Here is a 12937-nt window from a genome sequence, read left to right as displayed (position 1 = left end):
CAAGTGTCGGTTTCGTTTCTCTACTGTGAACGCTCACAGCGCACATCAGGCGCTGCACCCTCGCTTCTCGTCAGGGGAGACCTCCATGAAGTACCGCATCGTCGCGGCCTGTGCGGCCGCCTCGCTCGCCGCCACCGCACTGCTCACGGGCTGCGGCTCGTCGGACGACGACGGCGAAGGACCGGCCGCGTCCGGTCCCGTCTCGCTCACCTACTGGGCCTGGGCCCCGGGCCTGGACAAGGTCGCGGACATCTGGAACAAGGGCGAGGGCAAGAAGGCCGGTATCAAGGTCACGGTGAAGAAGCAGGCGTCCGGCGACGACCTGGTCACCAAGATCATCACCGCGGCGAAGGCGCACAAGGCCCCCGACCTGGTGCAGGCGGAGTACCAGGCGCTGCCCACACTGGTCTCCAACGACGTGCTCGCCGACATATCCGACGAGGTGGGCGACGTCGAGCAGCAGTTCGCCGAGGGTGTCTGGCAGCAGGCGACCGTGGGCTCGGCCGCCCTGTACGCGCTGCCGCAGGACTCCGGTCCGCTGATGTTCTACTACCGCAAGGACCTGTTCGAGAAGTACGGGCTGTCGGTGCCCACCACCTGGGACGAGTTCGCCGAGACCGCCCGCGCGCTGAAGCGGAAGGCGCCGGACAAGGACCTCACCACCTTCTCCTCCAACGACTCCGGTCTCTTCGCGGGCCTCGCCCAGCAGGCCGGCGCGCAGTGGTGGACCACCTCCGGCGACAAGTGGAAGGTCGCCATCGACGACCCGGCCACCCGGAAGGTCGCGAGCTTCTGGGGCGGGCTGGTCAAGGAGGGCGCCATCGACAACCAGCCGATGTACACCCCCGCCTGGAACAAGGCGCTCAACACCGGCAAGCAGATCGCCTGGGTCAGCGCGGTCTGGGCGCCCGGCACCCTGACCACCGCGGCCCCCGACACCGCGGGCAAGTGGGCGATGGCCCCGCTCCCCCAGTGGACCGCCGGCGAGAACGTCACCGGCAGCTGGGGCGGCTCCTCCACCGCAGTCACCAACGACTCGCCGCACAAGGAGGCCGCGGCCGCCTTCGCGAAGTGGCTGAACACCGACCCGGCCGCGCTCGCCGCCCTGGTCAAGGAGAGCGGCATCTACCCCGCCGCCACCGCCGCCCAGACCGGCGGCGCGCTCGCGAAGCCGCCGGCCTACTTCGCCGGCCAGCCGGACTTCTACACCGAGGCCGCCAAGATCGCCAAGGGCACCGCCCCGGCCGCCTGGGGCCCGAACGTGAACGTCGCGTACACCTCGTTCAAGGACAACTTCGCCAAGGCCGCCAAGAGCAGGTCCGACTTCGCCCCAGCCCTGACCGCGATGCAGGACGCCACGCTCGCCGACCTGAAGAAGCAGGGCTTCGGAGTCTCCGAGTGACACGCGCACGCCGCCGGAAGCCGTACGGGGTCAAGAGCGCCCCGTACGCCTTCCTGATCCCCGCCACCGTGCTGTTCCTGCTCTTCTTCGCCCTGCCCATCGGCTACGCCGTCCACCTCTCGCTGCGCCGCACCGAGGTCAGCGGACTGGGGCTCGGCAAGGGCGCGCGCAAGGAGGTCTGGGCGGGCTTCGCCAACTACCGCGAGGCGCTCTCCGACTCCGAGCTGCTGCACGGCGCGCTGCGCATCCTCGGCTACGGGGCGATCGTCGTGCCCGTGATGCTCGGGCTGGCCCTGCTCTTCGCGCTGCTCCTGGACACCGAACGGCTGCGGCTGCGCGGCTTCACCCGGCTGGCGATCTTCCTCCCGTACGCCATCCCCGGCGTGGTCGCCGCCCTGATGTGGGGCTTCCTCTACCTGCCGGACGTCAGCCCGTTCCACTTCGTCCTGGACAAGGCGGGGCTGCCCGCGCCGGACCTCCTGGACGGCGGACCGCTCTACGGCGCGCTCGCCAACATCGCGGTCTGGGGCGGCACCGGCTTCAACATGATCGTGATCTACACCTCGCTGCGGGCCATCCCCGCCGAGATCTTCGAGGCGGCCCGCCTGGACGGCTGCTCGCAGCTGCAGATCGCGCTCCGGATCAAGATCCCGATGGTGGCGCCCTCGCTGGTGCTGACCTTCTTCTTCTCGATCATCGCGACGCTCCAGGTGTTCAACGAGCCGACCACGCTGAAGCCGCTCACCAACTCCCTCTCCACCACCTGGAGTCCGCTGATGAAGGTCTACCAGGACGCGTTCGTCAACAACGACATCTACGCGGCGGCCGCCCAGGCGGTCATCATCGCCGCCGTCACCCTGGCCCTGTCCTTCGGATTCCTCCGGGCCGCCAACTCCCGTACGAAGCAGGGGGGATCCCAGTGACCACGACGCACCCCGGGCCCGCGCCCGCGACCCGTCGCCGGTTCGCCCTCGTGCCCACGGCGGCCCTGCTGCTGGGCGCCGTCTACTGCCTGCTGCCCGTCGCCTGGATCCTCGTCGCCTCGACGAAGTCCGGCAGCGAGCTGTTCTCCACGTTCACCTTCCTGCCCGGGTCCGGCTTCGCGGACAACGTCGCCGACCTGTCGGCGTACCGGGACGGGGTGTACTGGCGGTGGATGGCCAACTCGGCGCTGTACGCCGGTGTGGGCGCGCTGCTGTCCACGGCGGTCTCGGCGGTCTCCGGGTACGCCCTGGCGGTGTACCGCTTCCGGGGCCGGGAGAGCATCTTCAACATCCTGCTCGCCGGGGTGCTGATGCCGCCGGTGATCCTCGCCGTGCCGCAGTACCTGCTGATGGCGAAGGCCGACCTCACCGACTCCTACCTGTCGGTGATGCTGCCCGTGATCCTCTCCCCGTACGGGGTCTACCTCGCCCGGATCTACGCGGCGGCGGCCGTGCCGGGCGATGTGATCGAGGCCGGGCGGATGGACGGCGGCGGCGAGTGGCGGATCTTCCGCACCATCGCCCTGCCGATGATGCTGCCGGGCCTGGTGACGGTCTTCCTCTTCCAGTTCGTCGCGATCTGGAACAACTTCCTGCTGCCGTACATCATGCTCGGTGACGACGAGAAGTTCCCGGTCACGCTCGGTCTCTTCACCCTGCTCCAGCAGGGGTCCACCACCCCGGCCCTCTATACGCTGGTGATCACGGGAGCGCTGCTCGCGATCGTCCCGCTGATCGCCCTGTTCCTGGTCATCCAGCGATTCTGGAGCCTCGACCTGCTCTCCGGGGCCGTAAAGTCCTGACGGGCCCCGCCAGGACGCCACTTGATGAAAGATCACGCACCATGAGCCGCACAGAACAGACCGGTACGGGACGCCGCCGGCCGCCGACGATCCACGACGTGGCGCGGGAGGCGGGGGTCTCCCGGGGCACGGTCTCCCGGGTGCTCAACGGCGGTCACAACGTCAGCCCGGCGGCGCTCGACGCTGTCAACGCGGCCATCCGCAAGACCGGTTACACGGTGAACCGGCACGCCAGGTCGCTGATCACGGGCCGCTCGGACTCGGTGGCCTTCCTGCTCACCGAGCCCCAGGAGCGGTTCTTCGAGGACCCGAACTTCAATGTGCTGCTGCGGGGCTGCACGAGCGCGCTCGCCGCGCACGACATCCCGCTGCTGCTGATGATCGCGGGCACGGAGGCCGAGCGCCGCCGGAACATGCGGTACATCGCCGGGCATGTGGACGGGGTCCTGCTGGTCTCCAGCCACTCCGGCGACCCGGTCGCCGCCCAGCTGCACGAGGCGGGCGTCCCCCTCGTGGCGTGCGGGAAGCCGCTCGGGCAGGGCTCGAAGGTGAGCTATGTGGCGGCCGCCGACCGGGACGGCGCCCGGGACATGGTGCGCTTCCTGTACGAGTCGGGGCGCCGCCGCATCGGTACGGTCAGCGGCCCGCTGGACACCCCGGGCGGCGTCGAGCGGCTCGCCGGGTACCGCGAGATGCTGGCCGACTGCGGGCTGCCCGCCGACGACGCGCTGATCGTTCCCGGCGACTACAGCCGGGCGGGCGGCGAGACGGCGGCGGCGCTGCTCCTGGAACACGCCCCGGACCTGGACGCGGTGTTCGTCGCCTCGGACCTGATGGCGCAGGGCGTGCTCGCGGCCCTGGAGAAGGCCGGGCGCAGCGTGCCGCACGACGTCGCGGTGGGCGGTTTCGACGACTCCCCCGCCGCGCTCGCCTCCCGTCCGGCGCTGACGACGATCCGCCAGCCCTGGGACCGGATCAGCGCCGAGATGGTACGGGTGCTGCTGGCGCAGATCGGCGGGGAGGACCCGGCCGCGGTGATACTGCCGACCGAGCTGGTCCGCCGCGACTCGGCGTGACCGGGTGGGCGGCGGGGGCCCGTCAGCCGGCGAGCACCTGGAGGGCGCGGTCCACGTCCGCCTCCGTGTTGTAGAGGTGGAAGGACGCGCGCAGGTTGCCCGCCCGGCCGGCGACCAGCACTCCGGCCCGCTGGAGCTCCGGTGCCCGGTCGCCGAGCCCGGGCACCGCGACGACGACGGTGTCCGCCTCCACGGGCTCGTGCCCGAGGGCCGTCACCCCGGCGCGGAAGCGGTCGGCCAGCGCGAGGGCGTGGTCGTGCAGGGCGTCGACGCCGATCTCGTGGAGCAGGGCGAGGGAGTGCTCGGCGCCGTGGTACGCGAGGTAGACGGGCGGCTCGTCGTAGCGGTGGGCATCGGCGGCGAGCTTGGTGACCGGTCCGTACACGCTGCCCCACGGGTCCTCGGAGGCGGCCATGCCCACGTCGACCGGCCGCACGGCCTCCTGCGCCTCCTCGGTGACGGTGAGGAACGACGTACCGCGCGGGCAGAGCAGGTACTTGAAGCCGCCGGTGACCGTGTAGTCGAAGGCCCCCGCGTCGAGCGGCAGCCAGCCCGCCGACTGGGTGGCGTCCAGCAGGGTGCGGGCGCCGTGGGCGGCAGCGGCGGACCGGACCGCGTCCAGGTCGGCGCGGCGGCCGTCCGCCGACTGCACCGAGGAGAAGGCGACGAGCGCGGTGGACGGGCGCACCGCCGCGGCCAGCCCGTCCAGCGGCACATAGCGCATGTCGAGGTCGCCGCGGATGGCGAACGGGCTGACGACGGAGCTGAACTCGCCCTCGGGGACGAGCACTTCGGACCCCGGGGGCAGCGAGGCCGCGATCAGCCCGACGTGGGCGACGACCGAGCTGCCGACGGCGACCCGGTCGGCCCCGACGCCGACGAGGCGCGCGAAGCCGTCCCGGGCGCGGTCCACCGCCTCGAAGTCCCCCGAACCGGCGCGGCGGCCGGAGGCGCCCTCCTCGGCGAGGGCCTTCACCGCGTCGACGGTGCGACGGGGCAGCAGCCCGCAGGTGGAGGTGTTGAGGTAGGTGGTCTCGGGCGCGAACTCGGCGGCGACGGCACGGCTGAGCGGAGAGATCGTCATGCGTTCAGCGTGAACCTTCGCCGACCTGGGGTCAATTGACAAAAATTCACGCCCGACCCCAAGCGATGCTTATGTTTCTGGGCGCGTATCAGGCGTTCCGGGCGGCTCCGGGGACCTCGCAGGCCCCGTCGGCGTCGCAGGCCGCCGCGGCGGCGGCGGCGGTGACCGGGCGGTCCTTCCACGCCTGTTCCAGCGCCTGGGCGAAGACCTCGGCGGGCTGGCCGCCGGAGATGCCGTAGCGCCGGTCGAACACGAAGAACGGCACCGCGTTGGCGCCCAGCTCGGCCGCCTCCTGCTCGTCGGCGCGCACCTCGTCGGCGTACGCCTTCGGGTCGGCGAGCACCGCGCGGGCCTCCTCGGCGTCGAGCCCCGCCTCGACGGCCAGGTCCAGCAGAACGGCGTCGTCGAAGACGGACCGCTCCTCGGCGAAGTTGGCCCGGTAGGCGAGGGTCAGCAGCTCCTCCTGGCGGCCGCGGGCCTTGGCCAGGTGCAGCAGGCGGTGGATGTCGAACGTGCTGCCGTGGTCGCGGCCCTCGGTGAGGTAGCCGAGCCCTTCGGCCCGGGCGTTGGCGGCGACGTTGGCCTCCATCGACCGGACCTCGTCGGGGGTGCGCCCGTACTTCCGCGCCAGCATGTCGGTGACCAGCTCGGTGTCGGCCTTGGCACGGCCGGGGTCGAGCTCGAAGGAGCGGTGGACCACCTCGACGTCGTCGCGGTGGGCGAAGCCCGCGAGGCCCTTCTCGAAACGGGCCTTTCCGACATAGCACCAGGGGCAGGCGATGTCGCTCCAGATCTCGACGCGCATGACTCTTCTTCTCTCCGGACTCATCGATGACTGCGGCAGGGGCGGAGGCACCCTCCGCTCCCCGCCCAACGTATGACGGGCCCGGGCCATTCCCGGGCCCGCACCCGGTGTGCTCAGCCTCTCGCGGGCGCTTCCGGCACCGCGTCCGGCACCGCGAGGCGCAGCACCAGATGGTCGCCGTGCCGGGGCGTCTCCGGGTCGGCGACCCAGCCCCGGGCAGCGTAGAAGGCCTGGGCGCGCTTGTTGGGCTCGAAGACCTCCAGCCGGGCCCGCGTCACACCGCGCCGCTGCCAGTCGGCGACGCACGCGCGGTGCAGGGCGCTGCCGACGCCCTCGCGCCAGTGGGCCGGGGAGACGTGGAGCTGGGTGAGGTACGTCCAGTCGTCGCGCGCGGAGTGGGCGGCGATGCCGACGAGGGCGCCGTCCTTCTCGGCGACGAGCACGGTGGCGTCCTCCCGGTCCACCGCCCGGGACCAGCCGTCCCGGCTCCGGCTCACCTCGGCGGGACCGGCGTACTCCTCCTCGGCGAGATGTCCGCTGTAGTAGGTGGCCCTGGCCTCGGTGTGCAGGGTGACTATCGCGTCGAGGTCGTCCTGTGTCGCTGTACGGATCATGGTGGGGAGGACGTACGGGCCGGGGCGCCGGTTCCGCCGCCCCGGCCCGATCGTCGGACAGCCCCTAGCTGCCGTCGCGCAGGTCCGCCAGACCCTCCGGCCGGAAGGCGATCCGGTCGAAGGTCACCTCGCAGCCCTCGCCCGTGGGTGACTGGGCGAGGAAGCCGACGGACGCGGTGGCCGCCTGCTCCGGGGTGCCGAGGGTGAAGACGCGGACGAAGGTCCACTTCTCGCCGTCGGCCGAGGCGTGGAAGGCGAAGGCGTGCCCCGTACGGCTCAGGCGCAGCCAGTGGGTGTCGCCGTCCACGACGGAGGAGTTGACGTCGTCCGAGTGGCCCCGGGTGACCACCGTGCAGATGGTCGGGCGCTCCGGGGACAGCTCCAGGCAGAGCTTGGCCCACTCCCGGTCGCCGGTGTGGAGGTAGAGCACGCCCGCGTCGAAGGCGGCGGCGAAGCCCACCTTCACCCGGGCGACGAGCTGGAAGTCGCCCGCCGGGGCGGCGCCGAGCAGCCGGGGCGCGTCGCTCGCCGGTTCCAGGCCGTCGCCGCCCGGCGGGACGAAGCGGTCCTGGCGGGCGCCCGCGCGGCCGGTGAGCGCGCCGTTCTCGTACGTCCAGCCGCCCTCGGGGCCGTACGGCCGGAGCGCGAAGGGGAGTTCGGGGAGGTTCATGCGGGTCGTCCGTCCACGCGGCGGGGCAGGCCCAGCGGGTTGTCCTCGCGCAGCTCCGGCGGGAGGAGCGCTTCGGGGGTGGTCTGGTAGCTGACCGGGCGCAGCCAGCGCTCGATGGCGGTGGCGCCGACCGAGGTGGAGGTGGAGGTGGTGGCCGGGTAGGGGCCGCCGTGGTGCTGGGCCGGGGCGACGGCAACGCCGGTCGGCCAGCCGTTGACGAGGACCCGCCCGGCGAGCGGGGTGAGCGCGGCGAGAAGGTCCGCGGCGGCGCCCCCGGCCTCCTCGGTGGCGACGTGGAGGGTGGCGGTGAGGTTGCCGGGGAGGCGGGACAGGACGGCGGTGATCTCGTCCTCGGAGGCGTAGCGAGCGACGACCGTGACGGGGCCGAAGCACTCCTCCAGGAGCGCGTCGTGCGGGCCCTCGGCGGTGAGCTCGCGGGCCGGGACGGTCAGGAAGCCGGCCGCGACGGTGTGCTCGCCGCCCGCGCCGGGGGTGACGGGGGCCTCGACGCCGGGGAGCGCGGCGCGCTCGGTGACCCCGGCGAGGAAGGCGTCGCGCATGCGGTGGTCGAGCAGGACGCCCGCCTCGGTGTCGCTGACGGCCTCGGTGAGCGCCTTGAGGAGGCGGTCGCCGCCCGCGCCCTCGGGGACCAGGACGAATCCGGGCTTGGTACAGAACTGTCCTGCGCCCATGGTCATCGAGCCGGCCAGGCCCGCGCCGATCTCCGCGCCGCGCTCGGCGGCGGCGGCCCCGGTGACGACGACGGGGTTGAGGGAGCCCAGCTCGCCGTGGAAGGGGATGGGCGCGGGGCGGGCGGCGGCCGCGTCGAACAGGGCGCGTCCGCCGCGCACCGAACCGGTGAATCCGGCGGCGGCGACGAGCGGGTGCCGGACGAGGGCGACGCCCGCCTCGAAGCCGTGCACCAGGGTCACGACGTCCTCGGGCAGCCCGGTGCGCGCGGCGGCCCGGCGCAGGACCGAGGCGCAGAGCTCGGAGGTCGCCGGGTGGTCCGGGTGGGCCTTGACGACGACGGGGCAGCCGGCCGCGAGGGCGCTGGCGGTGTCGCCGCCGGGCACGGAGAAGGCGAGCGGGAAGTTGCTGGCGGCGTACACCGCGACGACGCCGAGCGGGATCTTGTAGCGGCGCAGGTCGGGCCAGGGCGGGGTGCGGGTGGCGTCCGCGTGGTCGATGTGGATGTCGAGGAAGGCGCCCTCGTCCACGACCTCCGCGAAGGCCCGCAACTGGGCCGCCGTGCGCGCGAGTTCGCCGGTCAGCCGGGCCGGGCCGAGGGCCGTCTCGGCGTCGGCGGCCTCGATGACGTGGTCGCCCGCCTCGGTGAGCAGTTCGGCGGCCGTGCGCAGGAACGCGGCGCGCGTGGTGCGGTCGGCGAGGGAGCCGCGCACCGCGTGGGCGGCGCGGACCGCGCGGTCGACCTCCTCCGCTGTGGCCTCCACCGCAACCTGCTCGCGCGGGTTCCCGGTGCGGGGGTCGACGCTCCAGACTGGTGCTGCTGCCACCGTGTTTCCTTCCGCTCCACTGCCGCACATCAGAAGTCGTCCGGTATAAGCTGTTCGGTATTCTGAACAGCGTTCCTGAACGTGAATGTGAAGCGACTCTATTTCCGGGCGTTCGGTGTTGGCAAGAAGTCGCAGGGTTTCGTCGGCGGGGTGAAAGGGGCAGGGCGATGTCGGTTCCCGAGTCGGGTGGGGCGCAGGTCAAGTCCGCGGTACGGACGGTCGAGCTGCTGGAGTACTTCGCGGGGCGGCCCGGGATGCACTCGCTCGCCGCGGTCCAGGAGGCCGTCGGCTACCCGAAGTCCAGCCTCTACATGCTGCTGCGCACACTGGTGGAGCTGGGCTGGGTGGAGACCGACGCGACGGGGACGCGTTACGGGATCGGCGTACGGGCCCTGCTGGTCGGCACCTCGTACATCGACGGCGACGAGGTCGTCGCCGCGGCCCGGCCCACGCTCGACCGGCTCTCCGACGACACCACGGAGACCATCCACCTGGCCCGGCTCGACGGCACCAACGTGGTCTACCTCGCCACCCGCCAGTCCCAGCACTATCTGCGCCCCTTCACCCGCGTCGGCCGCCGGCTGCCCGCGCACTCCACCTCGCTCGGCAAGGCGCTGCTGGCCACCTACAGCGACGAGCAGGTCCGCAAGATGCTGCCCGAGACGCTGCCCGCGCTCACCGAACACACCCTGACGGACCGGGAGAAGCTCATCGAGGAGCTGCACCAGATCCGCGAGCAGGGGTACGCGGTGGACCGCGAGGAGAACACGTTGGGGCTGCGCTGCTTCGGGGTCGCCGTCCCGTACCGCACCCCGGCCCGGGACGCCATCAGCTGCTCGGTGCCGGTCGCCCGGCTCACGCCCGCGCACGAACAGATGGTCAAGGACGCGCTGTTCGACGCGCGCGACCGGCTGACGCTCGCCACCCGCAGGCTCTGAGCCCCCGGTCCGCCTCCCCCGTGCGGCGGAGGCGGATCGTCATCGGGCAGGAGGTGCGGGGGCGCGCCGCCGGGCAGCGTGGGGGCCATGACAACCGTCTCCGCCCGCACCGCGCTGCGCACCGTCGCCATCGTCTCCTGCCTGCCCTACATCACCCTCAAGATCGCCTGGCTGGCGGGCAGCCGCGTCGGGATCCCGGACGGCAGCGAGCTGCTGGACCACCGCGCCCTGATGGCTGTCGCCAACGGCGGTTCGGTGCTGATGGACGGCGCGGTGGTGGTCCTGGCCCTGCTGCTCACCCGGCCCTGGGGGCTGCGGGTGCCCGCGTGGCTGCTCGCGCTGCCGATGTGGACGGCGACCGGGCTGCTGCTGCCGATCATGACCGGCTACCCGGCGCAGCTGCTGGCCCGGGCGCTGGGCGGGGACACCGGCGGCGCGGAGGCCGCGGGCCGGCCGTTCCTGCACGAGTGGGTGTTCGGCGTCGTCTACGGCGGCTTCATCCTCCAGGGCCTGTCCCTGGGCGCGCTGTTCGTGCTGTACGCCCGTGACCGCTGGGGCCACCTCTGGCAGGGCACGCTGGGCGCACTGCCCGCGAGCCCGACCGCCCCCGCGCTGCGGGCCGCCGCCGTCGCCGCGTCGCTGCTCGCCCTGGCGCCCGGCACCGCGCATCTGCTGTGGGCGGCGGGCTCGACGGCGGGCCTCACCCCGGACCGGGTGGCCGGGCGGGACAGCGGCTTCCACGTGCTGGAGGCGGTGTACGTGCTGTGGATCGCGGTGGCCGTGGCCGGGGTCCTGCTGCTGGCCTTCCGCCGGTCCGCGCTGCCGCTGCGGGTGCCGCTCGCGCTGGCGTGGGGCGGTTCCGGGGCGACGGCCTGCTGGGGCGGCTGGCTCTGCCTGGCCGCGCTGGGCTCGGCCGGGGAGGGCGCGGAAACGGCCACGCCCGGCATGGTGCTCACCTACGCTGTGCAGATGCTGGTCGGAACGCTGGTGGTGACCCTCGGCGCGTACTTCCTCGCCGAGCGCGCGGCCGGGACGCGAGGCGCCCCGGCATGACCCCGCTGATAGCCCGGCTGGTGGGCCGCCGTGCCCGGCTGCGGTGGCTGCACCTGATCATCGGTGGCGCCCTGCTGATGCCGTACTTCCTGGTCGGCACGGTGGTCGTCGGCCTGTACGCGCCCGACGTCAACCCCTTCACCTCGCTCCCCGCCCAGCTCGCCGCCTTCGGCTGCGCCCTGCCGATGGCCGCCGTCACCGCGCTGCTCCCCACCGCCCGGCCGCTCTCGGTGGCTGCCGCCCGCGCCCTGTGCGGGCTGGCCCCGGACCGGCCCCTCGCGGACGGGCCCGCCGCCTCCCGGCAGGCGCGGGCGCGCTCGGCCGCCTGGTTCACGCTGCACGTCGGGCTCGGCGGGATCATCAGCGGGATGACGCTGGCGCTCGTCCCGTTCTCGGTCTGCGTGGCGGCGCTGCCGTTCGTCCCGGCCCTCCGCGAATCCGCCCTGGACGCCCGCCCGGGCCTGGACCACACCTGGGTCCTGGCCGTCGCGCCCCTGGCCGGGGCGGCCATGCTCGTCGCGCTGGCGGGGTGCGCGGCGGCGGCCGGGGCGCTGCTCGCGAACCGGGCGCCCGTGCTGCTCGGCCCCACCCCGGACGACCGGCTGGCCGCCGCCGAGCGCCGGGCCGCCGAACTGGCCGTGCGCAACCGGCTCGCCCGGGAGCTGCACGACTCGGTCGGCCACGCGCTGAGCGCCGTCACCCTGCAGGCGGGGGCCGCCCGCCGGGTCCTGGACAGCGACCCCGGGTTCGTCCGGGAGGCGCTCACCGCGATCGAGGAGACCACGCGGCGCACGGTCGGCGAACTCGACGCGGTCCTCGGCCTGTTGCGGCAGGACGGCGACGGGTCCGACGCGCTCGCGGGCCCCGGGCTCGACGCGCTCGGCGGGCTGCTCGCCCGGTGCGGGGTGCCCGTGCGCTACGAGGCCGACGGCGACCCGGGCGCGGTGCCCGGACCCGTCTCGGCCGAGGCGTACCGGATCGTGCAGGAGGGCCTGAGCAACGCGCTGCGGCACGGCGTCCCCGGCTCCCCGGTCCGGCTGCGCCTCGGCGTCGGCGCCCGCGAGCTGACGCTCGTCCTGGACAGCGCGCTTCCGCCCGGGCCCCCGGTCGCCCGCCCCGGCGGCGGACGCGGCCTGACCGGCGTCAAGGAGCGCGCCCTGCTGCTCGGCGGCGCCACCGAGGCCGGTCCCCGCGACGACGGCGTGTGGCGGCTGGCCGCCCGCCTCCCCCTGCAGGCCCCCTCGAAGGAGCCCCGATGAGCACGCCGGTCCGGATCGTTCTCGCCGACGACGAACGCATGGTGCGCACCGCGCTGCGGGCCATCCTGGACGCCGAGGACGGTCTGGAGGTCGTCGGCGAGGCGGCCACCGGCGCCGAGGCGGTCTCCGTGGTGCGGGCGCTGCGGCCCGACGTGGTGCTGATGGATGTGCGGATGCCCGAGACGGACGGCATCCGGGCCACCGAGCAGATCCTCGCCACGCTGGACCCGGCCCCGCGCGTCCTGGTCGTCACCACCTTCGAGCACGACGCCTATGTGTACGAGGCGCTGCGCGCCGGGGCGGCGGGTTTCCTGCTGAAGCGGGCGGCGGCCGAGGAGCTGGTGCAGGCGGTCCGGCTGGTGGCGTGCGGCGACTCGTTGCTCTTCCCGGCCGCCGTACGGCAGCTCGCCGCCGCGTACGGGACGCCCGCACCGGCCCCCGCCCCGCCGTGGGCCGCGCGGCTCACCGAGCGGGAGGCGCAGGTGCTGCGGCTGATCGCGGCGGGGCTGACGAACGCGGAGATCGCGGACCGGCTGGCGGTGGGCGCGGCGACGGCCAAGACGCATGTGGCGGCGGTCCTCGCGAAGACAGGGGCCCGGGACCGTACCCAGGCGGTCATCACGGCGTACGAGTCGGGGTTCATCACGCCGGGCTGAGCCCGTACAGCCGTGCACGCCGTGGTCACCGTATGAGGAATCGGTGAGAAGTGGCACAACCGGGAACGACCCGGCCG

At 73.6% G+C, this 12937-nt stretch carries 13 protein-coding genes; 8 read left to right on the top strand and 5 right to left on the bottom strand.

Features of this window, described 5'->3' with window-relative positions; genetic code table 11:
* The first annotated feature begins 85 nt into the window (after nt 1–85).
* From AMK18_RS26355 to AMK18_RS26340, 4 genes are read left to right on the top strand one after another with little or no spacing between them, the layout of a single operon-like run.
* Complete coding sequence (locus AMK18_RS26355; protein ID WP_073864739.1) at nt 86–1402, top strand: ABC transporter substrate-binding protein; 1317 nt, start codon at nt 86–88, stop codon at nt 1400–1402.
* Complete coding sequence (locus AMK18_RS26350) at nt 1399–2325, top strand: carbohydrate ABC transporter permease (RefSeq protein WP_073864738.1); 927 nt, start codon at nt 1399–1401, stop codon at nt 2323–2325. The genes AMK18_RS26355 and AMK18_RS26350 overlap by 4 nt, the downstream gene beginning before the upstream one ends.
* Complete coding sequence (locus tag AMK18_RS26345; RefSeq protein ID WP_198957085.1) at nt 2322–3188, top strand: carbohydrate ABC transporter permease; 867 nt, start codon at nt 2322–2324, stop codon at nt 3186–3188. Before AMK18_RS26350 ends, AMK18_RS26345 begins: the two co-directional genes overlap by 4 nt.
* A 41-nt stretch (nt 3189–3229) precedes the next feature.
* Complete coding sequence (locus tag AMK18_RS26340) at nt 3230–4264, top strand: LacI family DNA-binding transcriptional regulator (protein WP_073864737.1); 1035 nt, start codon at nt 3230–3232, stop codon at nt 4262–4264.
* A gap of 22 nt (nt 4265–4286) precedes the next feature.
* On the opposite strand, the gene AMK18_RS26335 is transcribed toward AMK18_RS26340, so the two are convergent.
* The 5 genes from AMK18_RS26335 to AMK18_RS26315 form a co-directional block, all read right to left on the bottom strand.
* Entirely contained in the window at nt 4287–5348 is a 1062-nt protein-coding gene (locus tag AMK18_RS26335; protein ID WP_073864736.1) for an aminotransferase class V-fold PLP-dependent enzyme, read from the bottom strand.
* An 88-nt stretch (nt 5349–5436) separates the two neighbouring features.
* Complete coding sequence (locus AMK18_RS26330; RefSeq protein WP_073864735.1) at nt 5437–6153, bottom strand: DsbA family oxidoreductase; 717 nt, start codon at nt 6151–6153, stop codon at nt 5437–5439.
* Nucleotides 6154–6266: 113 nt separating this feature from the next.
* Nucleotides 6267–6767: a GNAT family N-acetyltransferase gene (locus AMK18_RS26325; protein ID WP_073864734.1), complete on the bottom strand. Its 501-nt coding sequence runs from the start codon at nt 6765–6767 to the stop codon at nt 6267–6269.
* Between the two features lie 64 nt (nt 6768–6831).
* Entirely contained in the window at nt 6832–7437 is a 606-nt protein-coding gene (locus tag AMK18_RS26320) for a DUF1349 domain-containing protein (protein WP_018104667.1), read from the bottom strand.
* On the bottom strand, nt 7434–8954 hold the full coding sequence (locus AMK18_RS26315; protein WP_073864733.1) for an aldehyde dehydrogenase (NADP(+)): 1521 nt from the start codon (nt 8952–8954) through the stop codon (nt 7434–7436). Before AMK18_RS26315 ends, AMK18_RS26320 begins: the two co-directional genes overlap by 4 nt.
* 167 nt (nt 8955–9121) lie before the next feature.
* Between AMK18_RS26315 and AMK18_RS26310 the strand changes: the two genes are divergently transcribed.
* The 4 genes from AMK18_RS26310 (at nt 9122) to AMK18_RS26295 (ending at nt 12860) form a co-directional block, all read left to right on the top strand.
* Nucleotides 9122–9892: an IclR family transcriptional regulator gene (locus AMK18_RS26310; RefSeq protein ID WP_018104665.1), complete on the top strand. Its 771-nt coding sequence runs from the start codon at nt 9122–9124 to the stop codon at nt 9890–9892.
* A gap of 87 nt (nt 9893–9979) precedes the next feature.
* Nucleotides 9980–10945, top strand: a complete 966-nt coding sequence (locus AMK18_RS26305) for a hypothetical protein (protein ID WP_073864732.1) — start codon at nt 9980–9982, stop codon at nt 10943–10945.
* A complete protein-coding gene (locus tag AMK18_RS26300) occupies nt 10942–12204 on the top strand; it encodes a sensor histidine kinase (protein ID WP_073864731.1) in 1263 nt (420 codons plus the stop codon). The genes AMK18_RS26305 and AMK18_RS26300 overlap by 4 nt, the downstream gene beginning before the upstream one ends.
* On the top strand, nt 12201–12860 hold the full coding sequence (locus AMK18_RS26295) for a response regulator transcription factor (protein WP_073864730.1): 660 nt from the start codon (nt 12201–12203) through the stop codon (nt 12858–12860). Before AMK18_RS26300 ends, AMK18_RS26295 begins: the two co-directional genes overlap by 4 nt.
* The last annotated feature ends 77 nt before the right edge of the window (nt 12861–12937 follow it).

Origin of the sequence: Streptomyces sp. CB01249, assembly GCF_001905735.1 — a bacterium.
Taxonomy (GTDB): domain Bacteria; phylum Actinomycetota; class Actinomycetes; order Streptomycetales; family Streptomycetaceae; genus Streptomyces.
This window is presented reverse-complemented; position numbering and strand designations above follow the sequence as displayed.